Below are 24,993 nucleotides of genomic sequence, written 5' to 3'. Positions count from 1 at the left end.
GCCCGCCTGAATAAGGCGTCTTCAGGCGGCGCCCGGCTGGCGCAGCGACACTGCGATCTCGGACAGAGGTATGCCGGTCTCGGCATCGACCACCAGTGGGGTGATCGTCCGCCCGCTGCTCGCCTCGACCAACTCGCTGATCGCGCCTTCGCCGAAATGCTTGCGCGCCCAGCCGGCCAGAACTTGCAGCACCGGCATATAATCGCGGCCTGCCTCGGTCAGCACATATTCGTCCCGTGGCGGGCGTTCGCTGTAGCGCCGGCGCTCGAGCATTCCCGCGTCGACCAGGGCGGCCAGCCGCCGCGTCAGGATGTTGGGCGCGATCCCCAGGCTCTTCTGAAAATCGTCGAACCGGGTTTTGCCAAGCCCCGCGTCGCGCAGGATCAGCATGCTCCAGGCATCACCCGCTCGCGCCAGTCCACGACCGACCGGGCAGATGCCAAAGGATAATTTCTCGATGTCCATTGCAAAATGATAGTCACGGAACTATCAAAATGCAAGTCGCTCGACTCAGTGCCGGGCAAAAAGGAGAAATTCGATGACTCAAGCTCTCAACCAGACTGCGCTGATCACCGGCGGGTCGACCGGCATCGGCGCGGTTTATGCCGATCGCCTCGCCCATCGCGGCTATGACCTGATCCTGGTGGCCCGCGATCAGGCACGGATGGAGGCGCTGGCCGAACGGCTGCGCGGCGAAACCGGCCGCACGATCGAGGTGGTTCGCGCCGACCTCACCGATCGCGCCGATCTGGCGCGCGTGGCGGAACGGTTTGCCAGCGATCCGGCAATCACCTTGCTGGTCAACAATGCCGGCCTGTCGATGACCGGGGACGCGATCTCGGTCGATCCGATCGAGATTGAGCGGCTCGTCGCGCTGAATATTACCGCACCCACCGTATTGGCGGGCGCCGCCGGCAAGGCGTTCGTCGCGCGCGGAGAGGGAGCGATCATCAATCTCGCCTCGGTCCTCGCCTTGATCCCGGAGATGTTCGACGGCGTTTATTCCGGGTCCAAGGCTTTTCTGCTCAATTTGAGCCAGAGCCTCGCGGCCCAATATGGCGCCAAGGGCCTCTATGTGCAGGCGGTCCTGCCCGGCGCGACGCGGACCGAGATCTGGGAACGGTCGGGTAAGGACGTCAACGCGATTCCGCCCGAATGGGTGATGGAGGTCGATGATCTCGTCGATGCGGCGCTGACCGGGTTCGACCGCCGCGAGACCGTGACGATCCCGCCGCTTCCGGACGCCGATCTGCCGCAATGGGAAGCGATGCAGGCATCGCGCGCCGCATTGGGCGGCAAGCTCAGCAACCGCGCGGTTGCCGACCGTTATCGCGAGACCGCGTTGGCCTGAACCGCCTGGGCGCCCGCTCGCCGGGCGCCCCGCCGGCACTGGCATTTGCTGCCGGCCGTGATTAGGCTGCGCGCCATTCCAAGAACAGGAGAGGCGCATGGCAGAATTTTCCCGGCGTGAGGTCGGCGCGATATTGGGAACGTTCTCAACGATGGCGGCGGCAAGCCCCGCACTGGCCGCCGGATCGCTCGCCGAGCGCCGCTTTCCCAAGGGCTTCAAATGGGGCTGCGCGACCGCAGCCTATCAGGTCGAGGGCGCCGTCAAGGAAGACGGCCGCGGCGAAACCAATTGGGACATCTTCTCGCATACGCCGGGCAAGGTCGCGAATGGCGATACCGGCGACATCGCCTGCGACAGCTATCATCGCTATCGCGAGGATCATCAATTGCTCAAGGCGCTCGGCGTCTCGACCTACCGCATGTCGCTGGCCTGGTCGCGCATCTTCCCGGAAGGACGTGGCCAGCCCAACCAGGCGGGGGTCGACCATTATAACCGCGTGATCGACGACCTGTTGGCCAACGACATCACGCCCTACGTCACCTTGTTCCACTGGGATCTGCCCGCGGCATTGCCCGGCGGGTGGCAGTCGCGCGACACCGCCAAGGCCTTTGCCGATTATGCCGGCTTCATGGCGGGCAAGCTCAGCGACCGCGTCAAGCATTTCATGACGACCAACGAATTCGCCTGCTTCACCGATCTCGGCCACAAGGAAGGTATCCACGCGCCCGGACTCAAGCTCGACCCCGCCGGCGTCAACCAGGTGCGTCATCACGGCGTGCTGGCGCATGGGCTCGGCGTCCAGGCAATCCGCGCGAGCGCGAAGGCGGGGACCAAGGTCGGGCTCGCCGACAACCCCTCAATCACCGTGCCGGTCATCGAGACCCCCGAGCATATCGACGCGGCGCGCAAGGCGATGCGCGAGGTCAATGCCGCCGCGCTGACCGCGGTGATGGAGGGACGCTATCTCGACAGTTATTTGACGGCGCAGGGCGCGGCGGCGCCCAAGGTCGAGGACGGCGACATGAAGGCGATCGGCAGCCGCCTCGATTTCGTTGGGATCAACGTCTACGCGCCGCAATTCGTTCGGGCAGACGCCAATGCGCAGGGCTATACCGTCCTGCCGATGCTGGCGTCTTCGCCACATATGGCCTCGCCCTGGCTCCGCGTCGGGCCCGAATCCGCTTATTGGGCGGTGCGTAATGCGACCGAACTGTGGAAGCCGAAAGCGATCTACATCACCGAAAACGGCTGTTCGGCGGACGACCCGGTGACGGATGGACGGATCGACGATGCCGACCGCGTGATGTACCTGCGCAACTATATCGGACAGGCGCAGCGTGCCACGGCGGAGGGACTACCGCTGGCCGGCTATTTCCTGTGGAGCCTGATGGACAATTTCGAATGGGCCGACGGCTACGGCAAGAGGTTCGGGCTGCACTATGTCGACTTCAAGACGCAGCAGCGTATCCCCAAGCTGAGTGCTGCCTGGTATCGCGAATTGATCAGGCGCAACGCGCTGGTTTAGCGACCGATTGGGGGTTTCCGGCGGCGCGAGATCGGGTATCGGGCGGCTCCTGCGTATTTGGGAGACGTGATGTGCGCTTCGCGAAGCTGACGGTCCTGGCTCTGGCGCTGGGCGCGAGCGTGTCCGCGGCCGCGCCGCAAAAGGCCGCCGCGCCGAAGGAGCCGCCGATCGTCCGGGTCCGGATGATCACCTCGGCCGGCGTGATCACGCTCGCCATCGATGTCCGGCACGCGCCGAAGACCGGCGCCAATTTCCTGATGTATGTCGATGACGGCCGGCTCGACGGCACGCGCTTCTACCGCGCGGCGCGGCGCAAGGGCGCGCCCAATCTCGGCTTCGTCCAGGGTGGGATCGACACGGACGCTCGCCGCCGGCTCGAGCCGGTGCCGCTCGAGCCGACCAGCAAGACCGGACTGCATCATGTCGACGGCGCGGTCTCGATGGCCCGCTACGACAATCCCAATTCCGGAACCGCGAATTTCTCGCTGATGGTCGGTGCGAGCCCCAACATGGACGCCCGGCCCGGTTCGCCCGGCTACGCCGTATTCGGCCGCATCGTCGGCGGCATGGACGTGGTCAAGAAAATCCTGGCGATGCCGACCAGCCCCGGCGGCGAAGGCGCGATGAAGGGCCAGATGCTGGTGAAGCCGGTGACGATCATCCGTGCGCAACGGCTCGACGGCACGCCCAAGCCGACCGGGCGCGCGAAAGTGTGGGAATTGTTCGCCGGGATGAAGTGACAGCAAAAGCCCCGCGCGATGCTTAACCGCGCGGGGCCTTGCTGACCGACTGGTCGGATCGAAGGGTCAGCCTTACGCTGCCTGCTTTGCCCGGCTTGCCCGCTTGCGCTCGTGCGGATCGAGATAGCGCTTGCGCAACCGGATCGACTTTGGCGTGACTTCGACCATCTCGTCGTCGTCGATATAGGCGATCGCCTGTTCCAGCGTCATCTTCTTCGGCGGGGTCAGGCGGATGGCGTCGTCCTTGCCGCCCGAGGCGCGGAAGTTGGTCAGCTGCTTCGCCTTCATCGGATTGACCTCGAGGTCATCCGTCTTGGCGTTCTCGCCAACGATCATGCCTTCGTACAGCGTCTCGCCATGGCCCACGAACAGAATACCGCGTTCCTCGAGCGGGCCGAGCGCATAGCTGTTCGCTTCGCCGGCGCCATTGGAGATCAGCACGCCATTCTTGCGGCCCTCGATATTGCCTTTGTGCGGGCCGTATTTCTCGAACAGCCGGTTCATGATGCCGGTGCCCCGCGTGTCCGACAGGAACTCGCCATGATAGCCGATCAGGCCGCGCGACGGCGCCGAGAAGGTGATGCGGGTCTTGCCGCCGCCCGACGGACGCATGTCGACCAGCTCGCCCTTGCGCTGGTTCATCTTGTCGACGACCGTGCCCGAATATTCGTCATCGACGTCGATCACGACCGTTTCGTACGGCTCGGTGCGCTTGCCGTTCTCGTCCTCGCGGAACAGCACGCGGGGACGGCTGATGCCGAGTTCGAAGCCCTCGCGGCGCATCGTCTCGATCAGCACGCCGAGCTGAAGTTCGCCGCGGCCGGCGACCTCGAAACTGTCGCGGTCCTCGCTCTCGGTGATCTTGATCGCGACGTTGGACTCGGCCTCGCGCTCCAGGCGGTCGCGGATCATGCGGCTGGTGACCTTGCTGCCCTCGCGGCCGGCCATCGGGCTGTCGTTGACGGCGAAGCGCATCGACAAAGTCGGCGGATCGATCGGCTGCGCATGCAGCGCCTCCGTCACGCTGGTATCGGCGATCGTGTTGGCGACGGTCGCGACCGCCAGGCCGGCGAGGCTGATGATGTCGCCCGCGCGCGCTTCCTCGACGGGAACGCGCTCGAGCCCGTGGAACGACATCAGCTTCGACGCACGGCCGGTCTCGATGATGTTGCCGGCATCGTCCAGCGCATGGATCGGCTGGTTGAGCTTGACCACGCCCGAATTCACCCGGCCGGTCAGGATGCGGCCGAGGAAATTGTCGCGATCGAGCAGGGTGACCAGGAAGGTGAACGGCGCGTCGACATCGACGCTTGGCGGCGGGACGTGCTCGACGATCTTCTCGAACAGCGGGGTCAGCGTGCCCGAGCGCGCCAGCGGATCCTCGCTGGCATAGCCGTTACGGCCCGAAGCGAACAGGACCGGGAAGTCGAGCTGCTCGTCGGTCGCGTCGAGGCTGACGAACAGGTCGAACACCTCGTCGAGCACTTCCTGGGTGCGCTCGTCGGCGCGGTCGATCTTGTTGACGACGACGATCGGGCGGAGGCCCAGCGCCAGCGCCTTGCCGGTCACGAACTTGGTCTGCGGCATCGCGCCCTCGGACGAATCGACCAGCAGGATGACGCCGTCGACCATCGACAGGATGCGCTCGACCTCGCCGCCGAAATCGGCGTGGCCGGGGGTGTCGACGATATTGATCCGCGTATCGACGCCGCTCTTCGGGTCCTTCCACACGATCGAAGTCGGCTTCGCCAGGATGGTGATCCCGCGCTCTTTCTCGAGGTCGTTCGAATCCATCGCGCGTTCCTCGACGCGCTGGTTGTCGCGGAACGTGCCGGACTGACGGAACAACTGGTCGACAAGCGTGGTCTTACCGTGGTCGACGTGGGCGATGATCGCCACGTTGCGGAGGCTCATGAGATATCCTGATTGGGGCGCCCGAAGGCGGGTTCGGGGGCGCGCATAGCGTAATTTGTGCGGTGCGGGAAGGGGCGTGGGTACACATGCCGTCATTCGAGACGGCGCAATGACCAAAGCCATACTGAGCCTAGCGCTTGATCCATGCGCGGCGCCCGGCAATGACGGGCCGGTGATTTGGGAAAGGCAGTTATGGCGCAGCTCAGCATTTCGGTCATCGTAGGCAGCGTGCGCGAAGGACGCATCTCGCTGCCGATCGCCAAGTGGGTGATGGAGCGGATCGCCTCACGCGTCGAGTTCGATGCCGAGTTGCTCGACCTGGCCGAATGGAACCTGCCGATGTTCGCCGCGCCCAATCCGCCCGCGACCGGGCGCTATACCGGCGAGAAACAGCGGGCCTGGGCGGAAAGGATCGGTGCCACCGACGGCTATATCCTGGTCGCGCCCGAATATAATCACGGCATAAGCGCGGTGCTCAAGAACGCGCTTGACACCGTCTATGCCGAATGGGGCCGCAAGCCCGTCGCGTTTGTCGCCCATGGCGGTATGGGCGGCGCGCGATCGGTCGAACAGCTGCGGCAAGTAACCGCGGCGATGGAGATGGCACCGCTGAGCGCCGCGGTCCATCTGCAGGGCGCGGCAAAGTTGCGCGAGGGCGATCGGTTCAATGCGGGTGAAATAGAAGACAGACGCCTGTCGGCATTGTTCGACGAGCTGTTATGGTGGGGCCGGGCGCTAAAGGCCGCCCGTGGAGGGAATTGATGTCCAGGATCACGACCGCGGCGCTATTTCTGCTGTTCGCCGTCGCCGCGCCGGGGTTCGCTCAGCAGGTTGTCGACCCCGATGCCAATACCAATGTCAGCGATCCGGCATTCGCTGCCGGCAAGGGACCGGTCGTGCTGATCGATGCCGGCCACGCCGAGAATCAGACGCTTGCCGGAAACTATGCGCCGTTCGGGGCGCTGCTGGCACATGACGGTTACGTTGTGCGCGACTTCGCGAAGCCGATCTCGGCGGCCAATCTGGCCGGGGCCGGGGTGTTGGTGATCGCCGAGCCGCTCAACCCGAACGATCCCCCCAACCGCCCCAAATACCAGTCGACCTCCGCCTTCACGTCGCAGGAGATCGCGACGATCACCGATTGGGTAAAAGCCGGCGGTGCGCTGCTGATGGTTGCCGATCACCCGCCCTATGCCGGCAGCCTGCGTCCTTTGGCGGCGTCGTTCGGTTTCGATATTGAGATGTACGCTGCGCAACATGTTCCCAGGGAAGAATATTTCAGCTTGGCGAATGGCGGGCTGGTCGACGGCCCGCTGACGCACGGGCTGCCGCAAATTCAGACCTTTTACGGCGCGGCCTTCACTGCGCCCTCTGCCGCCACGCCGCTGCTGCGCTTCGACAAGAGCTGGACGATGCTGGTCACCGACAAGCCGCCACGGCCGATGACGGGGAGCGACCTGCGCGGGGCGACGCTGGCGGTAGGGAAGGGACGTGTCGTCCTGTTGGCCGAGGCCGGTGCGTGGTCGGCGCAACTGGCAGGGCCCAAGAAACACCCGATCGGCTTCAACGCGCCGGGCGCCGAGGGGAACAAGCGTTTCATCCGGAATGTGGTCTATTGGCTTGCAACCAGCGCCGTGCCGGCCGTCGAAGCCGTCAAATAGCGCCGGATCGCGGGCACCAAGCGACCCTTGTCTTTCGACGGATGCGTGTTACATAAGCAACACACTTGAACGCGCGACCATTCGTGGCCAGACTCCACGGACCATCGCGAAGAGGGATTGAGAATGGCGACGACTCCGACCGAAACCGTCACGGCCGAACCGGACCTGGTGCTGACGCCTCCCGAGCCGGTTGCCGCGGTATCCGCGACCAAGGCGGCGGGGCTGGTGCCGGTCGACGACGCCAAGCGGAGCGAACTCGAGCGCCGCGTCGACGCCTTCGTCGACGATCTCGTGGCGCAGGACGTCGACTCGCCCGAATTCGGCAAGCGCGTCGATGCGATTACCAGCATGGGGCAAAAGGAAATCCGCGAGGCGGCGTCGCAATCGAACCGCTTCCTCGATCGCCCGGTGCGCGCGATGGACAAGGACACCGGCGTCGGCGCCGACTTGATCCAGTTGCGCCAGACGATCGAAAAACTCGATCCGGGCAATAACGGCAAGCTGCTGACGGGTGGGCGCGGGCTGCTCGACAAGATTTTCGGCGGTGGCCTCAACACCTATTTCGACAAGTATAAATCGTCGCAGACGCACATTTCGGCGATCCTCAAGAGCCTTGCCTCGGGCAAGGACGAATTGCTGATGGACAATGCCGCGATCGAGACCGAACGCGCCAATCTGTGGGCGGCGATGGGCCGGCTCGAACAGATGATCCATCTCGCCAAGACGATGGATCAGAAGCTGGAGGACAAGGCCAACGATCTCGACGCGACCGATCCGGCCAAGGCCAAGGCGTTGCGCGAAAGCGCTCTCTTCTATGCGCGGCAGCGGACGCAGGATCTGCTCACCCAGATGGCGGTGACCGTACAGGGCTATCTGGCGCTCGATCTGGTCAAGAAGAACAATGTCGAGTTGATCAAGGGCGTCGACCGTGCGTCGACGACCACCGTCTCGGCGCTGCGCACCGCGGTCACCGTGGCGCAGGCGCTGACCAGCCAGAAACTGGTGCTTGAGCAGATCACGCAGCTCAACACGACGACGGCCAACATCATCGATTCGACCGGCCAGTTGCTCAAGTCGCAGACCGCGCAAATCCATGAGCAGGCGGCCGCGTCGACCATTCCGGTCGAGACGTTGCAGCGCGCGTTCCAGAATATCTACGACACGATGGACGCGATCGACGCCTTCAAGATGAAGGCGCTCGATTCGATGAAGACGACGGTCAACACGCTGTCCACCGAGGTCGAGAAGTCGAAGGGCTATATTGCCCGCGCCGAGGGCCAGTCGCAGGCGGCGCTGCAGGGTCCGCAGGCCGACAGCTTCAAGCTCGAGGCGGTGTAAATGTCCTCTACCGACGATGTGATCGCACGGGCGCGCGAGACGCTCGACCGGACCTCGGAACGCTATCGCGCCGGCCCCGGGCGGAGCGCGCGGGTCAATGACGTCGGCCAGCGGCTGACGCGGGCGGCGATCGCCGATGCGGCGATCGTCGGATTGGCCGTAGTGTTCGGCCTCGTGGTCGGGCCGATCGGCATGTTTGGCTTCCTGCTGATGATCGTGGCGATGGTCGTCGCGACGATGGTGCTGCTCGCAACCCCGGCGCGGCGCGCGCCCACCTTCGAGAAATTGCGCCAGGTCGATCTGAAGGCGCTGCCGGCGCAGACCGGGCGCTGGCTCGATGCACAGCGTCCGGCTCTACCGGCGCCGGCGATCAACCTGGTCGACCAGATCGGGATCAAGCTCGACGCGCTGACCCCGCAGCTGGCCGGGCTCGACGAGAATGAGCCCGCAGCGGCGGAAATCCGCAAGCTGGTCGGCGAGCAATTGCCCGAGTTCATCAAGGGCTATGAACGCGTCCCCTCGGCGCTGCGCGGCGTCGAGCGCAACGGCAAGAGTCCCGACCAGCAATTGGTCGAAGGCTTGAGCGTGATCGGCCGCGAGATCGACGAGATGGCGGCGCAGCTGGCGCAAGGCGATCTCGACGCGCTGTCGACGCGCGGGCGCTATCTCGAGATCAAGTATCAGGGCGACAAGAGCACGGTTTGATCAATTTCCCTCTCCCCTTGTGGGAGAGGGAAGGGGCCCGCGCCGAAGGCGTGGGAAGGGTGAGGGGGCGTCACAGGCGACATCGCTCGTCACTCCCCCTCACCCTTCCGCCGCTTCGCGGCTCCCTCCCGCATCAGGTAAACAGCGCCCCGCGCTGTTTAGGTCACGCCGGGGGCATGACCGACCTGATGCGCCCACAAGGGGAGAGGGAGAGTAGCAAGTTACAGCTGCAACCCCATCGCGTCCTGGGCTTCGCGCAGCACCGGCCCTGCGATCGCCCGCGCGCGCTCGGCGCCCCGCTCAAGGACCCGCACGACCTCGCCGCGATCGTCGAGCAGGCGGATCAGCCGATCGCGGATCGGCCCGAGCTTCGCCACCGCCAGATCGGCGAGCGCCGGCTTGAACTGGCCGAAGCCCTGGCCGCCATATTGGGCGAGCACCTCGGCCGGCGCGATGTCGGCCAGCGCGGCATAGATCGTCACCAGGTTGCGCGCCTCTGGCCGCTCTTCCAGCCCCTCGACCGCCTCGGGGAGCGGTTCCGCATCCGACTTCGCCTTGCGGAATTTCTGCGCGATCTCGTCGTCCGAATCGTTGAGATTGATGCGCGTCATGTCCGACGGATTCGACTTGGACATCTTGGCGGTCGCATCGCGCAGGCTCATGATGCGCGGCGCGGCGACACTGATCATCGGCTCGGGCAGCGGGAAAACTTCCACTCCGTAGTCGCTGTTGAACTTGGTCGCGATGTCGCGCGTGAGTTCCAGATGCTGCTTCTGGTCGTCGCCCACCGGCACGTGCGTCGCCTTGTAGAGCAGGATATCCGCCGCCATCAGCACGGGATAATCGTACAGCCCGACGCTGGCGCCTTCGCGGTCCTTGCCGGCCTTGTCCTTGAACTGGGTCATGCGATTGAGCCAGCCGACACGCGCGACGTTGTTGAGCAGCCACGTCAGCTCGCTATGCGCCGGCACGCGCGCCTGGTTCCAGATGATCGACCTGTCGGGATCGAGCCCGGCGGCGAGGACCGTCGCGGTCATCTCGATCGTGTTGTCGGCCAGTTCCCTGGGCGCGACGCGGTCGGTCAGCGCGTGCAGATCGGCCATGAAGTACATCGACTCGCCGCCGGCTTCGGCGACCTGGTCCTGCATCGCCACCCACTGCTTAATCGCCCCCAGGTAATTGCCGAGGTGAAGGCGACCGGTGGTCTGGATGCCGGAAACGACGCGCATGTGAATCCCTTAAAGTTGTTCCTGGCCCGTCGCCTTGGCCGGACGCCGGCGGCCGAGCAATGCCTTGAGGTCGCTGAGCCGATAGGCCCCGGTGACGAAGCAGGCGACCGCGTACACCGCGCCGCCTGCCGATACCAGCGCGGTGAGGCCAAGGGCACGACGGATCAGGCTTCCGGTCAGGTAGGGGTCGACGAAACGTTCGGCCGCCCAGAGCGCCAGGCCCATCAGGATCGCGGCGAGCAGCAGGCGCGGGACGCGGCGGCGCAGCCGGGCATCGGTGACGAAATGTCCGCGCTTCCTCAGCGTCCAATAGAGCATGCCGACATTGACCGTGGACGAGATCGCCGTCGCGAGCGGCGGCCCGACATGGTGGATCGTCGGGATCAGGATGAGATTGCCGACCAGATTCACCGCGACCGAGATCATCGCATAGCGGACCGGCGTCTTGGTATCCTCCCGGGCATAGAAGCCCGGAGTGAGTACCTTCACCAGGACGTAGGAGGGCAGGCCGACCGAGAAAGCGGCCAGTGCCCAGGCGCTGGCGCTGGTCGCCTGTGCGGTAAAGGCGCCGTGCTGGAACAGCCCGCGGATGATCGGTTGCGCGCTGACCATGAACGCGACCGTCGCCGGCAAGGTCAGGAACAGCGCGAGCTCGATGCCGCGATTCTGCGTCTCCATCGCCTCGTCATATTTGCCCGTCGAGAGCAGGCGCGAGACGGTGGGGAGTAGAATGGTGCCGAGGCCGATGCCGATCAGCCCCAGCGGCAGCTGGTTCAGTCGGTCGGCATAATAGATATATGAGATCGACCCCTGGTCGAGCAGACCGCCGGCCAGCGAGCTCGAAATCGCCAGATTGACCTGCACCGCGCCGGCGCCCATCGCGGCCGGCAGGATCAGTTTCAGCAATTGCCGCATGTCGTCGCTGATGACGGGCTTGCGGATTCGCAGGCTGACACCGGCTTGGCGGCAGGCGAACATCAGCCAGGCGAGCTGGAGCGCACCGCCGACGGTGACGGAGATCGCCTGCGCGCGGGCGGTCTCGAGCGTCGCTTCCGCCCCCTTGCCGTGGAAGAACCACAAGGCCGCGACCATCGAGATGTTGAGCAGGATCGGCGCCGCCGCATTGACCCAGAAGCGGTTGAGCGAATTGAGAATTCCCCCCAACAGCGAGACCAGCGAGATCAGCATCAGATACGGGATCGTCCAGCGCGACAATTCGACCGCAAAGGCCAATTGGTCGTGGGTCGGATGCTGATGGGTGAAGCCGCCCGACAGGCCCATGGTGATCGGCCATGCCGCGATCAGCATGACCACCGTCAGCACCGCCAATATCGGAAAAAGAACCGACAAAGCCGCTTCGGCAAAAGCGATTCCGGCGGCCAGTTCACCCTTTTCCGCCACCTTGCGGTTGAACATCGGGATGAACGCGGCCGAGAACGCGCCTTCCGCGAACAAGGCACGGAACATGTTGGGCAGGCGGAAAGCGACGAAGAAGGCGTCCGACGCGAAGGTCGCGCCGACATAGGTCGCCTGCAACGTATCGCGGACGAGTGCCAGGACGCGGCTGACGAGCGTCAGCCCGCCGACCGATCCCAGCGATTTCGCCAGATTCATCTTTTTGTCCCCGCCGGACCGGCGAGCGTCAGGCGTTGCCTACGACGCCTTCGGCCTGCTGTTCCTGCGCTTCGAGCTGCTGCTGGTACAAGGTACCGAAGTCGATCGGATCGAGCAGCAGCGGGGTGAAATTGCCGTCGCGGGTCACGTCGGCGACGATGCGGCGCGCGAACGGGAACAGCAGGGTAGGGGCCTGGGCGAGCAGGAACGGGCGCAGATGCTCTTCGGGCACGTTGCGCGCGCCGAACAGGCCGGCATAGGTCAGGTCGACGATGAACGCGGTCTGGTCACCCATTTTGGCCCGGACCTCGATCTTCAGCGTGACTTCGTGGAATTCGTCGCCGACCTGGCTTGTGCCGATGCCGAATTCGACGTCCATCTGCGGCGTCTGCTGCTGATTCTCCGAGCTGAAGACCGCCGGCGCGGTCGGGCTCTCGAACGACAGGTCCTTCACATATTGCGAAATCATGCCGATGGCCGGGCCGTTGTCGGCGCCGTTGGGGAGCGTGGCGTCGGTCGCGCCGGTGATGTCCTGTTCGTCCATGAGTAGCTGCTTTCTCGTCTTGAATGGGTATTTCGCGTGGGGTGAGGCCCCTGGGCTCGCGCGAAGTGAGCGGCGACTAGCAGGGGGATCGTGGCAGTTCAACGGCGGGTCGCATACGGGAACATTTGAATAGCGCGTTTCTTGTGCCTATGTTGCAAGGCGGTCAAACTGGAGGCCCGGTGGTTTATATCGTTATCCTTGCCATGGTTGCCCTGTTCCTGGGCCTGCGTCTGTATGCCGTGCTCGGCAAACGGACCGGGCACGAGCCCGTGCTGCGCAATCCCGCCGAGGAACGCCCCGGCCCGCCGCTGACCCTGGCCCGCAATGCCGAGCCGCGCCCCGATTTCCGCGATGCCGGTCCGCGCACGATCGAAAGCGCGGCGCAAACCGGACTGCGCGCGGTGATCCATGCCGATCCCTCGTTCGACGTCGCCGGCTTCCTGGACGGCGCCAAGAACGCCTATCGCATGGTGCTCGAAGCCTTCTGGAAGGGTGACGAGGAAACGCTCGGCTGGCTGACCGAAGACCATGTCCGCGACGCCTTTGTCGAGGCGATCCAGGCGCGCAAGGAAGCCGGTCACGTGCTCGACAACCGGCTGGTGACGATCGAGCGCGCGGTCATCACCGACGCATCGGTCGACAACAAGGTCGCGCGCGTGACGGTGGCATTCGACGCCGATATCGCCGCGGTGACGCGCGATGCCGAGGGCAATGTCGTCGCCGGATCGCTGACCGACGCGGTCGAGACGCACGACGTCTGGACCTTCTCGCGCCCGCTCAGGAGCGGCGATCCCGACTGGAAGCTGGCCGACACCGACGAGGCGTGAGCGTTTCCTGCTCCCCTCCCTGCAAGGGAGGGGCTGGGGGTGGGTGCGCGCGTCTGCGCGCTCAAAGACTCATCGGCGGTTTCGCAAAACAGCATCGGACAAGGCATCGAGCCTCGCCCGACGCTGCACCCACCCCTTAATCCACTCCCTTGCAGGGAGGGGAGATCGGATTTTCGTGATCGCCGCGAGCTTGTTTCGCGCGCCTAGTCCCGCCATTACCCGAAATGGTTCAGCAACGGATCGGGTCGGTACGGGGGTTTCGAAATGGATAGCACGCGCAAGCTGATCGTAATGACGAGCCTGGCGCTGCTGTTGTCGGCGTGCGGTGGGCGGATCGTGCCGCCGTCGACTACCGCCGGGGCGCCGGCACCGGTGCGCAAGCCAACCCCGGCCAAGCCGCTTCCGCCCGTGGCCAATCCGACCATTGTCCCGGCCGGCGCGAATGCGGCAGGAGCGGGCGTCGTCGCGGGACCGGCGGTGTCGAGCCTGGAGATCGGCCAAACGCGCGCCGCCCGCGCGCTCGCCGCCTTTCGCCTGAGCTGCCGCGAACTCGTCCGTCGCACCGACCAATCGGGGTTGACGCGCGGCGCCGACTGGGCCCCGGCCTGCAACGCCGCGCAATCGGCCAGCGACCGTGACGCCCTGGACTTCTTCGCCACCAATTTCGAAACCGTCCAGGTCGGCGACGGCAAGGCGTTCGCGACCGGCTATTACATCCCCGAAATCGCAGGGTCGCGCGAACGTCGTCGTGGCTACGAAGTGCCGATCTATGGCCGCCCGGCCGACCTGATCGACGTCGATCTCGGCAAATTCTCCGACGCGCTCAAGGGCAAGTCGATCCGCGGCCGCGTCGACGGCAAGAACCTCGTTCCCTATTACGACCGCACCCAGATCGAGACGGGCGCGATGACCCAGGCACCGATCATCGCCTGGGCGGCCGATCCGGTCGCGCTCTTCTTTCTTCAGGTCCAGGGATCGGGCGAAGTGCGCCAGCCCGACGGATCGACCTTCCGCATCGGTTACGACAGCCAGAATGGCCGCGATTATACCGGCATCGGCGCGCTGATGCGCGACCGCGGCATGCTCCAGCCGGGGCACGCGACGATGCAGGACATCGTCGCCTGGCTGCGCGCGCATCCCGACGAAGGCCGCGAAGTGATGCGCGCCAACAAGAGCTACGTCTTTTTCCGCCTGCTCGACGGCCCGCCGCTCGGCGCGATGGGCTTGCCGGTGACCGGCGGCGTGACGGTCGCCAGCGATCCCAAGTTCATTCCGCTTGGTGCGCCGATCTTCCTGTCGATGGACCGCACCGACGCGACCGGTTTGTGGATCGCGCAGGATACCGGCGGCGCAATCAAGGGCGCCAACCGCGTCGACACCTTCTGGGGCGCGGGCAAGGAAGCCGAGGCGATCGCCGGCGGCATGTCCGGCCATGGCACCGCCTTCCTGCTCGTCCCGGTCGGCACGCTCGCCCGCCTGCAGGGAGGCGGGAGTGGAACGACGCCTCAGCGCTGAGGAACGCGCGCTGTGGGCGCGGGTGATGGCGACGGTGAAGCCGATGCCGGGGCGAGAGGCGGCGAAGCCAGGGAAGCAGGAAAAGGCAGAAAAGCCCCCCCCCTTCAGGGGAGGGGTTGGGGTGGGGGAGTCGCAGGCGACGCCCTCTACGAGGTCCCGCCCCACCCCTAACCCCTCCCCTGAAGGGGAGGGGCTTAAGAAAACCAAGGCCGTTCTGGTGGCGCCAACCCCCGGCACGACCCTCGACGGCAGCTGGGACAAGCGCCTGTCGCGCGGCATGGTTCAGCCCGATGCGACGGTGGATCTCCACGGCCACACGCTCAACTCCGCTTACGCCATGCTCGACGACGCGCTCGGCCGCTCGATCGCCCGCGGCGACCGCGTCATCCTGCTGATCACCGGCAAGCCGCCACGGCCCGAGAGCGAGCGGCCGCACGCGCGCGGCGCAATCCGCGCGGCGGTCGGCGACTGGCTGCATTCGTCGCGCCATGCCGACTCGATCGCCGCCGTCAGGGGTGCCAACCCGCGTCATGGCGGGTCGGGCGCACTCTATATCGTGCTGCGCAGACCCCGTGGGGGGCGAATTTCTTAACCCTTTTCGGTCACATTGCTGTCTTCAAACGGGGGCGCTTCGACAGCCCACCAGACAGGGATTGTTCGGGCGCAATGGAATCAGCATCGCTGAAAGGCCGGGCGATCGTATTCGCACTGTGCGCCGGCGCGGTGGTGTTCATCCTCGCTTTGCTGGCGACCTCGCACGGCCAGCTCAGCGCCGACACGATGGGCCGCGCGCTGATCCCGGCGATCGTCTGTTCGGTTCTTTCCTGGGCCGCCGCCGAGCGCTCGGTCGCGTCGACCGCCGCGGCGATCGACTCCGCCATAGCCCGCATCGCCAAGGCGGCGCATGGCGATCTCGACAGCCCGATCCCGGAGGATATCGGCGCCGCCGTCCCGCATCTCGCGGAGGCGATGCACGGCCTGTTCCAGCAAGTCGCGGCGAACCTGGACAGCGTCCACCGGCTGGCGATGTTCGATCCCGTCACCGCCTTGCCCAACCGCACCCATTTCCGGCGATCGGCCGAGCGTCAGCTCGCCGAGATGCCGATCGGCCAGATCGCCGCCTTGCTGTTCATCGATCTCGATCGCTTCAAGGCAGTCAACGACACGATGGGTCATGCCACCGGCGACATGCTGTTGGGCATGGTCGCCAATCGCCTGCGCGCGGTCGCCGACAGCGTTTCGATCGATGAGGTTAGCGACAAGCCACTGATCGGCCGTCTGGCCGGCGACGAATTCACCATGTTCTTCCCGCGCCTCGACGACGCGCGCGAAGCCACGCGGATCGGGCGCGGGGTGCTGTTCGCGCTGACCGAGCCGTTCGACATTGCGGGAGCCGAGATCGAGATCGGCGCGTCGATCGGCATCGCGATGCGGCCGGGTCACGGCACCACGTTGCACGACCTGATGCGCGCCGCCGACGCCGCGATGTACCATGCCAAGGCGACCGGCCGCGGCCGTGCCGAGCATTTCTCCGAGGAACTGGCCGCCGAACTCGCCGATCGCGCCCAGCTCGAAATCGACCTGCGCACCGCGGTCGACCGCGATCAATTCACTTTGGTCTACCAGCCGCAGGTGTCGCTGACCGATGGCCGCATCGTGGCCGCCGAGGCATTGCTGCGCTGGCAACACCCGACCGACGGCGTCAAGCTGCCCGGTAGCTTCCTGCCCCGCGCCGAAGAGACCGGGCTGATCGTCGAGATCGGCGAATGGGTTGCCGCCCGCGTGACCGAGACGATCCGCCGCTGGGCCGATCTGGGCGTCGAACAGCGGCTGGCGATCAACATCAGCCAGCGCCAGCTCGATCATGCGATGTTCTTTCGCCGCTTGCGCGAGGCGATGCTGGCGGCGGACGCACCCGCCCGCCTGCTCGAACTCGAGATCACCGAGACGTTGGCGATGCATTGCTCGGAAGACGTTATCGAGGCGATCGCGGCGCTGCGCGCCGACGGGGCGACGATCGCGATCGACGATTACGGCACCGGCCATTCCAGCCTGTCGCGCCTGCGCCAATTGCCGATCGACCGCATCAAGCTCGACCGCAGCCTGGTCGAACATGTCGCCACGCGCCGCGAGGCCCGACTGATCGCGCAATCGGTGATCGGCCTGATCCACGGCCTGGGCTGCGAGGCGGTCGCCGAAGGGATCGAACAGGACGACCAGGCGGAAATGCTGCGCGTGATCGGCTGCGACGTCATCCAGGGCTATGCCGTCGCGCAGCCCATGGACGAGCAGGCGTTCCTGGCGTGGTCGCGCAACGCTACCGGTCCTCGCGGCAAAGCGGTGGTGTCGGTACGGTGACCTCATTCCCCTCCCTGCAAGGGAGGGGCTAGGGAGGGCGTGTCGCCGGTCGCCAGCGACTGCGGCGACTCCCAAAGCCATCCCCAACTTCCACCGTCACCCCGGCCTTGTGCCGGGGTCCAAAGCGCCACAGGCCGAAGCTCCGCGGCTCGTTGGATGCCGGAACAAGTCCGGCATGACGAACTAAGGGGGCGGGGCCCGTTACTGCCGCGCGGGCGACGGCGCAGTACACCCTAACTCCTCCCCCAGCTTGTCTGGGGGAGGGGGACCGCGACGCGTCAGCGTCGTGGTGGAGGGGCAAATCCCGTCCTCGCCGCTGCGCGGCTGCGGCCCCTCCACCAAGCCGCTTTGCGTCTTGGTCCCCCTCCCCAAGCAAGCTTGGGGAGGATTTGGTTCGCTTACGCCGCCAGCTTCCGCAGCACGAACTGCAGGATGCCGCCGTTGAGGAAATATTCGAGCTCGTTGACCGTATCGATCCGGCAGCGGGTCAGGAATGTTTCCTTCGACCCATCCGCACGCGTCAGCTCGACCTCGACATCCTGGCGCGGGCGCAGGCCGGCGACGTTGCGGATGGTGAAGGTCTCGTCCCCGGTCAGGCCCAGGGTCTGGCGCGTCACGCCGTCGGCGAATTGCAGCGGCAGCACGCCCATGCCGACCAGGTTCGAGCGATGGATGCGCTCGAAGCTCTCGGTGATGACCGCGCGAACGCCGAGCAAATTGGTGCCCTTCGCCGCCCAGTCGCGCGACGATCCGGTGCCATATTCCTTGCCCGCGACGATGACCATCGGCACGCCCTCGGCCTTGAACTTCATCGCCACGTCGTAGATCGGCATGACCTCGCCGTCATAGCGGCTCATCCCGCCCTCGACGCCGGGGACCATCTCGTTCTTGATGCGGATGTTGGCGAAGGTGCCGCGCACCATCACTTCGTCATTGCCGCGGCGGGCGCCATAGGAGTTAAAGTCGGCGCGGCTGACCTGATGCTCCTGCAGGAAGGTGCCCGCCGGGCTGTCGGCCTTGATCGATCCGGCCGGGGAGATGTGGTCGGTGGTGATCGAATCGCCCAGGATGGCGAGCGGCCGCGCCTCGATGATGTCGGCGACCGGTGCCGGGGTCATCCCCATGCCCTCGAAATAGGGCGGGTTGTGGATATAGGTCGATCCCGCGCGCCAGGTGTAGGTGTCCGATCCGAGCACGTCGATCGCGCGCCACTTCTCGTCGCCCTCATAGACCGCGCCGTAACGGCTCTCGAACATGTCGCGGTCGATATTCGCGGCCATCGTCTCGGCGACTTCCTGGTTGGTCGGCCAGATGTCCTTCAGGAACACGTCGTTGCCGTCGCTGCCCTGGCCGATCGGGGTCTCGACCATGTCCTCGGTCACCGTGCCCTTCAGCGCATAGGCGACGACGAGCGGCGGCGAGGCCAGGAAGTTGGCGCGCACGTCGGGCGACACGCGGCCTTCGAAATTGCGGTTGCCCGACAGGACCGAGGCGGCGACCAGGTCGTTCTCGTTGATCGCGGCAGAGATGGGTGCTGCCAGCGGGCCCGAATTGCCGATGCAGGTGGTGCAGCCATAGCCGACCAGGTTGAAGCCGATCGCGTCGAGATCGGCCTGCAGCCCCGACTTGACCAGATAGTCGGTGACCACCTGCGATCCGGGCGCAAGGCTGGTCTTGACCCAGGGCTTGGGCTTCAGGCCCTTTTCGTGCGCCTTGCGCGCGACGAGACCTGCGGCGACCAGCACCGACGGGTTGGAGGTGTTGGTGCAGCTGGTGATCGCGGCGATGACGACGTCGCCGTCGCCCACGTCATGATCCTTGCCCTCGACCGCGACGCGCGCCGGGCGCTCCTTGTGATAGAGCTTGCTGAGGTCGCCGTTGAACACCTCGTCGACCTTGTTCAGGCTGACGCGGTCCTGCGGGCGCTTCGGCCCGGCGAGCGACGCGACGACCTCGCCCATGTCGAGCTCGAGCGTGTCGGTGAAGATCGGATCGGGCGCCCCCGCCTCGCGCCAGAAGCCCTGCGCCTTGGCATAGGCCTCGGTCAGCGCGATCGTCTTGGCCGGGCGGCCGGTCAGGCGCATGTAATCGAGCGTCTTGTCGTCGATCGGGAAGAAGCCGCAGGTCGCGCCATATTCCGGCGCCATGTTGGCGATCGTCGCGCGGTCGGCCAGCGTCATGCTGTCCAGGCCCGGGCCGTAGAATTCGACGAAGCGCCCGACCACGCCCTTTTGCCGCAGCATCTGGGTGACGGTCAGCACCAGGTCGGTCGCGGTGATCCCTTCCTTAAGCGCACCGGTCAGCTTGAAGCCGACCACTTCGGGGATCAGCATCGACACCGGCTGGCCGAGCATCGCCGCCTCAGCCTCGATCCCGCCGACGCCCCAGCCGAGCACGCCCAGGCCATTGACCATCGTCGTGTGGCTGTCGGTGCCGACGAGCGTATCGGGATAGGCGATCGCCGCATTGCCCTTGGCATGCTCGCCGCTCTCGGTCGACGACCAGATGCCGCGCGCCACATATTCCAGATTGACCTGGTGGCAGATGCCGGTGCCCGGCGGCACCACCGAGAAATTGTCGAGCGCCTTCGATCCCCATTTCAGGAACTCGTAGCGTTCGAAGTTGCGGGCATATTCCAGGTCGACGTTATCGGCGAACGCCTTGGGCGTGCCGAACTCGTCGACCATGACGGAGTGGTCGATGACCAGGTGGACGGGAACCTGCGGATTGATCTTGGCCGCGTCGCCGCCCAGCTTGGTGATCGCGTCGCGCATCGCCGCCAGGTCGACCACGCAGGGCACGCCGGTGAAGTCCTGCATCAGCACGCGCGCCGGGCGGTACTGGATCTCGCGATCCGGGGCGACCGGGTTCTTCTGCCAATCGACGATCGCCTGGCAATCCTCCGGCGTGACGGTCACGCCGTCCTCGAAGCGCAGCAGATTCTCGAGCAACACCTTCATCGAGAAAGGCAGGCGGGAAATGTCGCCGAGCTTGGCGCTCGCCTTGGCCAGGGAGAAATAATCGTAGCTCTTGCCGCCCGCTGAGAGCGTGTCGCGAGTGCCGAGCGTGTCCTGGCCGATAGCGGTCATTCAAAGGGTCCTTTCCCTGTAGGGCCGGTCGCGGGCGCGGCGGGGAGGCGGGCGCTGTAGCCTGAAAAGGCGAGCGTCCCGCGCGGGCGCGCCCGGACGGGCGAATGCGAGAGTCGCGAGGGCCGATAGCAGGGGGAGGGGGGTGGGGGAAGGGTGGGGTAAGGATGATTTCGATCGCTGGTCTGCCGCGCCCCATCCTGCGCCCTGTTAAATAGGCGCGGCAACCACGTCACCAGTACGGTTAAAGGTACCGGGTGTCCTAGATGCTTTAGCTATAACGGACGACAATTTAACGAGCACTAGTCTTCGCCCGAGTAAATTCTCCAGTCTTCCACTAAATCCTCAATTTCCCTAACGCCAATGCTTTCCAAGCGATTTAGCCGACGTGTAGCAAAATCGATCGTAGATTCACGAGTAAAATAAGAACTACACATGAGAGCGAGATTGCTATCCAGTTGCTCGTCCATACCGCGACCCATTGCAAAATAGCTAGCTGGCGAGAAAGTAATAGGTGACATCTCATCCGGTAAGATAGTCAATCTAGTAACCATCGATTGATGAATTATAATGCCTTTAATATTCGCGCCCGAAAGATTTGCCCCTGACACCGTCGTCCTGTAGAAACGAAAATCGACCATATCCGCATCAACAAAAGACGAGTTGGAAAGATAGGAACGAGATATAACACTATTTTTCAACTTTGCTCCGTCAAGGTTCAATCCTGTCGCAGAAATTTCCGACAATGCGTCCCCTTCCAGATCAACGTAACTCATGCATCTGAATATCACTCCTGTGCCATGGTCGTGACCCAACCTACGAAGCAATTTTGACCATCCGTCATCCTCCAGCCACTTCATGCTGACGTATGCAGATTCGGGTTCTGTAGATTGGGCGAGAGCCCTTGCACATGAGTTTATAATTATCCAGAGCCCGCATTCTGCGGTTCGCTGTTCTTTTTCCCGCAGGCGCCAATTCGATCTATCAGACTCAACCGGAAAACCGTCGATAGAAACCGTTGCTGCTAAATCCTGAAAAGAATTCTTCAGTGATTTTATTATTGAAACCGATATAATTTCGGATTTATCCGAAATGGCTAGGCGCATTTCGTCGATGCAGAACGCTAGTATTTCGTCATTGAAAACGCCAGATTTGGTTGAATTCATCCAATCTCGAGCTGCGTGATCCGGTTTCTTTCGATAGAAATCGGAAACCTCCCGGGCTATCCCGATTATTGCCCTAGAGGCTAGATACTCACCAAAACTCTTATGGGTAAACTCAAACCCTCTCTGCTTTTTTTCTGATGACTTCAAATAGAAGTTCATTGCTAAATTGGTAACATCGTGACCATTGTCTGCTGTGAATGTTTCCCAAGCTTTTTCCGTGCCGGTTATCGAAACGGCGGCGTCAAACATTTCTTCGCTCGCGACCCGCGCATCTCCTCCTAGCCACGCTGCTAAGGCAATTGTTTCCATAAGCTGGTTAAAATCGTGTTTGGTGAGGCTTTTTCCTGCGCCCTGGCGCTTTTGCGCGCCATCACCCCAGCCTCGTTCGTAGATTGAATTTACCAATGCAGCATAAATACGATTGCGGTTGTCGGCAGCTAGTTCCCATTGCTCGGTAGCATAACCAGCGAGGACGAGAAGGTAACAGAGCAGCGGCTCGCTGGTAATTGCTGCTAGTCTAGGCGTCCTAAAGGCCTCCGGAATGTCCGTCGATTGATTGGTCGCTTTGGCGTACTGCTCCCACCATATCGGGCGTTGATCTAATGTTCTTAATTCTTGATTCTGGCCATAAATCTCCTCTGCTGGAAGGAAGCCGTAGGTTTCAAAAGCGCCATCGCTTCTCGGCATTAGATATCGCTGGGCGGCCTGAAATGCGGGCATGCGACCTGTTACCACGACACGCACTACCCTTTTCCCCCCGCCATCGAGCGTTGCAACTAAACTGCTCAAGCGATTGGCGAAATCTCCTACAACATCCTTAGCCGATTCATTTGGCGCTGCGAGCTCGTCCAGCCCGTCGAATAGCAGGAGTAGCGGCGGACCGTCTTCCGCAGAGGCCCTAGTCAAAGGTGGCTGATTAAAAGCGCTGTCGCTAGTTTCGACGAAATACGAATTGATTGCGTCCCGCAAATCTCGTTGAAGGTTTATATGCTGCAATGGTATGAATAATGGCCGCCAGCGCTCAAAGTCCGCGGCGTATCGAGCTAGGGACTTTAAGGTGGTCGATTTTCCGCTGCCAGGTCCACCGCCTATTAATCTGATCCAGTCCGACGCATCATCGTTGTTCAGCCAATCCTTTAGTTTTTCGTCAAGAATTCCTATGGGTGAATCGTGAATTTCGTCGCTATCATTGTCTTTGTCGTCGTCATCGTCCTTTTTCCATGTGCACCTTAAAGGGACATAGAGCTGGGAAAGAGAAATTCGTGTTTCTTCTTGACCAAATATAGGCCGTATTTCAAACTCGTATATTAATCGCGATCTGTAGGCCGTCCAGTTTAATGACAGTTCCGCGGAGGCGCTGGCTGGAGCATTGAGGGCGTCAGCTATTGGGGTATACAACTCGGGCCTTCTTGACCACATTTCGTACACGGCTCTGTTAAAGGCGGCGTCGATCTTAAAAGATAGTTCGGTGGCATCCGTTGAGCTCGGGCTGTATGCGAGGGAGGACAAGAAACCTCTCAGAAGTATTTGATAAATTGGTATAGTGGTAGGCCGTTCAAGAAAGGATTTAGGTAGAAAAATGCTTTCGGAATCAAATTCATCTTTGCAGGTTGATATTGATTCGTTAAGGCTATTTCTTAGGTCTTCGGCATTGATATTGGCGGAATCCTTGACTTGGTCTATCGACCAAGCGAATGCCAGAATTGCGAGCGTCCACGCTTTCTCGCCAGGATTTGAGCTGAGTTCCAACGAGGTCGCGAGCTTTACGAGGGCGGATAGACCGCCGGATACAGCGTCCGCCGGGCCTTTGATTACGTAGTCTATCGCGGCGCTGGTAACGTTGGCTGCAAACTCCCGCCAGCCTGCCGAAAGTTTAACCCCTCGGCTGAGATGAACACCTAGCTCGGACTGGAATAATTCAGACAAATGCTCTGCCCCCGTTAGTTCCTGCTCATTATTCCTGAGAAGATCGATCTGTCCAATGGAAGTGCATCCGGATTGGCGACGTCCGCTTCACCCGGTAATAGCAAATACCCGTTTGAACCGCGGTGACGAGCGTCCGATGCATTCATTAGTGCGCATTTGTGGTGCGAACTACGGTGGCACGTGTCATAACTCTTGAATGCGTGCGCCGCGGTTGCGGGGAAAATTCAATAGACGCAAAATTTACTGCGGAAGGCGATAACTCCCCTCGGCCTTGAATTTTGCCCGTAACCTAAACGCTGGGCCGCTGCCCCTGCGCCATCATCAACCCCCCAAGCACCACCGCCCCCACCAACAACGCCGGCACGTCGCCAACCAAGTGCCCGTGCTGCATCGGATCGCCGGCTGCCTGCACCGCCATGATCAGCGCGTGCACCACGCTCGACACCACGGCGAACCAGATCAGCGAGGCGTTGGCGGCGGGATTGCGCGCGGCGAGCATCAGGAACACGCCGAGCGTCACGTACACGCCGACGATCATCATGAAATAGTGCGACGCCATTGGCGGCCCAGCATGCCACGACCAGCCCGACGGCCAGACGATCGACAGCGGATAGAGCAGGCACGACACGAGCCCGAACCCGAACAGGGCAATCTGCAACAGGCTATATTTGCCGATCATCGGACGATCCTCCCGGCATACAGGCTGACCCTGTTCGCGGAGGCTTGCAAGCCCATGTCCGGATGCCGCGCTTGTTGCGATGGCATGACGTGGCGCTATTTCGCGGGCCGCTTTATGGTAACGGGGCCGACGCCCACGACGCCGAACACCACGTCGCCCGACGAGCCGGACAGCATCTTCATGATCGTGCCGCTGTCGAAACCCTTGATCGAAATGCCGTTGATGCTCTCGATCATTTCGCCGGCTTTCAGCTGCGCGGTCTCCGCCGGTGATCCGGGCGCGACGGCGGCAATCATCGCCCCGTAAGGCGTCGGGACGAAGGAAATGCCGACCCCACCGCGCGCCGCCGCGCCGCGCGCACCCGCATCGGCGGCGGCGGCAAAGGCTTCGGGGCTGGGCGCCGGCGTTGCTCCGGCCATCGGCACTGGCCCCGGCGCCGGCTTCAGGAAACCCTGCTTGAGCAGGTTCGGGCACGTCGCACTTGCATAGTCGATGCCGTCCGGGGTGCCGACCGCACTGTCGGTAACCACACCGTTATTGATCACCACGATAAACCAGACCCTGCCGGTATAGCCGCCCATGCGATTTTTGGCGTTGACCCAGCCGCAGGTTATCCAGCCCGCGCGCCTTTTGGTCAGCAGGCCCTTCAGCGAACCGCTGCTGAAATTATAGGGCCATTCGAACTGGGCCGAGGACGGGTCGATCAGCTCGCTTTTGATCGCCGCCTCGGCGAGCGGGACCGCGCGTTCCCAGGTCGGATCCGGTCCTGGGTCGGGTGCGGGCGTCTTGTCCGCCGCAAGTAGCAACATGGCCGC

Annotated in this window: 20 protein-coding genes; 11 read left to right on the top strand and 9 right to left on the bottom strand. The window is 63.6% G+C overall.

All coding sequences use genetic code 11. From position 1 onward, the window contains the following. Window positions 1–21 precede the first annotated feature (21 nt). Window positions 22–465 carry a helix-turn-helix domain-containing protein gene (locus Q0L25_RS05615; RefSeq protein ID WP_296612353.1) on the bottom strand — a complete coding sequence of 148 codons (444 nt, stop codon included), beginning with the start codon at window positions 463–465 and terminating at the stop codon, window positions 22–24. Window positions 466–538: 73 nt separating this feature from the next. Here Q0L25_RS05615 and Q0L25_RS05610 point away from each other — a divergent pair, with 73 nt between their 5' ends. The 3 genes from Q0L25_RS05610 to Q0L25_RS05600 all read left to right on the top strand — a co-directional run bounded on the left by Q0L25_RS05610 (window position 539) and on the right by Q0L25_RS05600 (window position 3,616). Further along, window positions 539–1,351 carry an SDR family oxidoreductase gene (locus Q0L25_RS05610; protein WP_296612351.1) on the top strand — a complete coding sequence of 271 codons (813 nt, stop codon included), beginning with the start codon at window positions 539–541 and terminating at the stop codon, window positions 1,349–1,351. A gap of 97 nt (window positions 1,352–1,448) precedes the next feature. Further along, window positions 1,449–2,876: a GH1 family beta-glucosidase gene (locus Q0L25_RS05605; protein WP_296612349.1), complete on the top strand. Its 1,428-nt coding sequence runs from the start codon at window positions 1,449–1,451 to the stop codon at window positions 2,874–2,876. A 71-nt stretch (window positions 2,877–2,947) separates the two neighbouring features. Continuing rightward, a complete protein-coding gene (locus Q0L25_RS05600; RefSeq protein ID WP_296612348.1) occupies window positions 2,948–3,616 on the top strand; it encodes a peptidylprolyl isomerase in 669 nt (222 codons plus the stop codon). 72 nt (window positions 3,617–3,688) lie between these two features. Here Q0L25_RS05600 and typA read toward each other — a convergent pair whose 3' ends face one another. Further along, on the bottom strand, window positions 3,689–5,530 hold the full coding sequence (gene typA / locus Q0L25_RS05595) for a translational GTPase TypA (protein ID WP_296612346.1): 1,842 nt from the start codon (window positions 5,528–5,530) through the stop codon (window positions 3,689–3,691). 192 nt (window positions 5,531–5,722) lie between these two features. Here typA and Q0L25_RS05590 point away from each other — a divergent pair, with 192 nt between their 5' ends. The 4 genes from Q0L25_RS05590 (at window position 5,723) to Q0L25_RS05575 (ending at window position 9,234) form a co-directional block, all read left to right on the top strand. Further along, window positions 5,723–6,292 (top strand): NADPH-dependent FMN reductase, encoded by a 570-nt coding sequence (locus Q0L25_RS05590; RefSeq protein ID WP_296612345.1) that lies wholly within the window; start codon window positions 5,723–5,725, stop codon window positions 6,290–6,292. After that, entirely contained in the window at window positions 6,292–7,191 is a 900-nt protein-coding gene (locus Q0L25_RS05585; RefSeq protein ID WP_296612343.1) for a DUF4350 domain-containing protein, read from the top strand. Before Q0L25_RS05590 ends, Q0L25_RS05585 begins: the two co-directional genes overlap by 1 nt. Before the next feature lie 123 nt (window positions 7,192–7,314). After that, the gene (locus tag Q0L25_RS05580; RefSeq protein ID WP_296612342.1) at window positions 7,315–8,529 is read left to right on the top strand and encodes a toxic anion resistance protein; all 1,215 of its coding nucleotides are present in this window, start codon (window positions 7,315–7,317) and stop codon (window positions 8,527–8,529) included. Further along, window positions 8,530–9,234, top strand: a complete 705-nt coding sequence (locus Q0L25_RS05575) for a hypothetical protein (protein ID WP_296612340.1) — start codon at window positions 8,530–8,532, stop codon at window positions 9,232–9,234. It begins immediately after the preceding gene. Window positions 9,235–9,455: 221 nt separating this feature from the next. Here Q0L25_RS05575 and trpS read toward each other — a convergent pair whose 3' ends face one another. From trpS to secB, 3 genes are read right to left on the bottom strand one after another with little or no spacing between them, the layout of a single operon-like run. Continuing rightward, the gene (gene trpS / locus Q0L25_RS05570) at window positions 9,456–10,463 is read right to left on the bottom strand and encodes a tryptophan--tRNA ligase (protein WP_296612338.1); all 1,008 of its coding nucleotides are present in this window, start codon (window positions 10,461–10,463) and stop codon (window positions 9,456–9,458) included. Between the two features lie 9 nt (window positions 10,464–10,472). Further along, window positions 10,473–12,077: a murein biosynthesis integral membrane protein MurJ gene (murJ, locus tag Q0L25_RS05565; RefSeq protein WP_296612336.1), complete on the bottom strand. Its 1,605-nt coding sequence runs from the start codon at window positions 12,075–12,077 to the stop codon at window positions 10,473–10,475. A gap of 28 nt (window positions 12,078–12,105) precedes the next feature. Further along, window positions 12,106–12,621, bottom strand: coding sequence for a protein-export chaperone SecB (secB, locus tag Q0L25_RS05560; RefSeq protein ID WP_296612334.1), 516 nt, complete (start codon window positions 12,619–12,621; stop codon window positions 12,106–12,108). 179 nt (window positions 12,622–12,800) lie between these two features. Here secB and Q0L25_RS05555 point away from each other — a divergent pair, with 179 nt between their 5' ends. The 4 genes from Q0L25_RS05555 to Q0L25_RS05540 all read left to right on the top strand — a co-directional run bounded on the left by Q0L25_RS05555 (window position 12,801) and on the right by Q0L25_RS05540 (window position 17,321). Beyond that, window positions 12,801–13,448 (top strand): Tim44/TimA family putative adaptor protein, encoded by a 648-nt coding sequence (locus Q0L25_RS05555; protein WP_296612332.1) that lies wholly within the window; start codon window positions 12,801–12,803, stop codon window positions 13,446–13,448. 264 nt (window positions 13,449–13,712) lie between these two features. Next, on the top strand, window positions 13,713–14,963 hold the full coding sequence (locus tag Q0L25_RS05550; protein ID WP_296612330.1) for a murein transglycosylase A: 1,251 nt from the start codon (window positions 13,713–13,715) through the stop codon (window positions 14,961–14,963). Between the two features lie 25 nt (window positions 14,964–14,988). Continuing rightward, window positions 14,989–15,555 carry a Smr/MutS family protein gene (locus Q0L25_RS05545; RefSeq protein WP_296612869.1) on the top strand — a complete coding sequence of 189 codons (567 nt, stop codon included), beginning with the start codon at window positions 14,989–14,991 and terminating at the stop codon, window positions 15,553–15,555. Window positions 15,556–15,629: 74 nt separating this feature from the next. Further along, complete coding sequence (locus Q0L25_RS05540; protein ID WP_296612328.1) at window positions 15,630–17,321, top strand: EAL domain-containing protein; 1,692 nt, start codon at window positions 15,630–15,632, stop codon at window positions 17,319–17,321. A gap of 398 nt (window positions 17,322–17,719) precedes the next feature. On the opposite strand, the gene acnA is transcribed toward Q0L25_RS05540, so the two are convergent. From acnA to Q0L25_RS05520, 4 genes are all read right to left on the bottom strand, one after another. Continuing rightward, complete coding sequence (gene acnA, locus Q0L25_RS05535) at window positions 17,720–20,410, bottom strand: aconitate hydratase AcnA (RefSeq protein WP_296612326.1); 2,691 nt, start codon at window positions 20,408–20,410, stop codon at window positions 17,720–17,722. A 299-nt stretch (window positions 20,411–20,709) separates the two neighbouring features. Continuing rightward, window positions 20,710–23,499, bottom strand: a complete 2,790-nt coding sequence (locus tag Q0L25_RS05530) for a pentapeptide repeat-containing protein (protein ID WP_296612324.1) — start codon at window positions 23,497–23,499, stop codon at window positions 20,710–20,712. A 289-nt stretch (window positions 23,500–23,788) separates the two neighbouring features. Next, window positions 23,789–24,178, bottom strand: a complete 390-nt coding sequence (locus Q0L25_RS05525) for a DUF6632 domain-containing protein (protein WP_296612323.1) — start codon at window positions 24,176–24,178, stop codon at window positions 23,789–23,791. Between the two features lie 95 nt (window positions 24,179–24,273). After that, window positions 24,274–24,987 (bottom strand): PDZ domain-containing protein, encoded by a 714-nt coding sequence (locus Q0L25_RS05520; protein ID WP_296612321.1) that lies wholly within the window; start codon window positions 24,985–24,987, stop codon window positions 24,274–24,276. Window positions 24,988–24,993: the final 6 nt, after the last annotated feature.

Source organism: Sphingomonas sp., from assembly GCF_024508665.1.
Classification (GTDB): domain Bacteria; phylum Pseudomonadota; class Alphaproteobacteria; order Sphingomonadales; family Sphingomonadaceae; genus Sphingomonas.
Note: the sequence above shows the minus strand (reverse complement) of the source record. Positions and strands in the feature narration are given on the sequence as shown.

What these genes read in the sequence shown, in the direction of transcription:
- Q0L25_RS05615 (WP_296612353.1), bottom strand. Translation starts at nt 465, where the DNA reads ATGGACATCGAGAAATTATCCTTTGGCATCTGCCCGGTCGGTCGTGGA.
- Q0L25_RS05610 (WP_296612351.1), top strand. Translation starts at nt 539, where the DNA reads ATGACTCAAGCTCTCAACCAGACTGCGCTGATCACCGGCGGGTCGACC.
- Q0L25_RS05605 (WP_296612349.1), top strand. Translation starts at nt 1,449, where the DNA reads ATGGCAGAATTTTCCCGGCGTGAGGTCGGCGCGATATTGGGAACGTTC.
- typA (WP_296612346.1), bottom strand. Translation starts at nt 5,530, where the DNA reads ATGAGCCTCCGCAACGTGGCGATCATCGCCCACGTCGACCACGGTAAG.
- Q0L25_RS05590 (WP_296612345.1), top strand. Translation starts at nt 5,723, where the DNA reads ATGGCGCAGCTCAGCATTTCGGTCATCGTAGGCAGCGTGCGCGAAGGA.
- Q0L25_RS05585 (WP_296612343.1), top strand. Translation starts at nt 6,292, where the DNA reads ATGTCCAGGATCACGACCGCGGCGCTATTTCTGCTGTTCGCCGTCGCC.
- Q0L25_RS05580 (WP_296612342.1), top strand. Translation starts at nt 7,315, where the DNA reads ATGGCGACGACTCCGACCGAAACCGTCACGGCCGAACCGGACCTGGTG.
- Q0L25_RS05575 (WP_296612340.1), top strand. Translation starts at nt 8,530, where the DNA reads ATGTCCTCTACCGACGATGTGATCGCACGGGCGCGCGAGACGCTCGAC.
- trpS (WP_296612338.1), bottom strand. Translation starts at nt 10,463, where the DNA reads ATGCGCGTCGTTTCCGGCATCCAGACCACCGGTCGCCTTCACCTCGGC.
- murJ (WP_296612336.1), bottom strand. Translation starts at nt 12,077, where the DNA reads ATGAATCTGGCGAAATCGCTGGGATCGGTCGGCGGGCTGACGCTCGTC.
- secB (WP_296612334.1), bottom strand. Translation starts at nt 12,621, where the DNA reads ATGGACGAACAGGACATCACCGGCGCGACCGACGCCACGCTCCCCAAC.
- Q0L25_RS05550 (WP_296612330.1), top strand. Translation starts at nt 13,713, where the DNA reads ATGGATAGCACGCGCAAGCTGATCGTAATGACGAGCCTGGCGCTGCTG.
- Q0L25_RS05545 (WP_296612869.1), top strand. Translation starts at nt 14,989, where the DNA reads ATGGCGACGGTGAAGCCGATGCCGGGGCGAGAGGCGGCGAAGCCAGGG.
- Q0L25_RS05540 (WP_296612328.1), top strand. Translation starts at nt 15,630, where the DNA reads ATGGAATCAGCATCGCTGAAAGGCCGGGCGATCGTATTCGCACTGTGC.
- acnA (WP_296612326.1), bottom strand. Translation starts at nt 20,410, where the DNA reads ATGACCGCTATCGGCCAGGACACGCTCGGCACTCGCGACACGCTCTCA.
- Q0L25_RS05525 (WP_296612323.1), bottom strand. Translation starts at nt 24,178, where the DNA reads ATGATCGGCAAATATAGCCTGTTGCAGATTGCCCTGTTCGGGTTCGGG.
- Q0L25_RS05520 (WP_296612321.1), bottom strand. Translation starts at nt 24,987, where the DNA reads ATGTTGCTACTTGCGGCGGACAAGACGCCCGCACCCGACCCAGGACCG.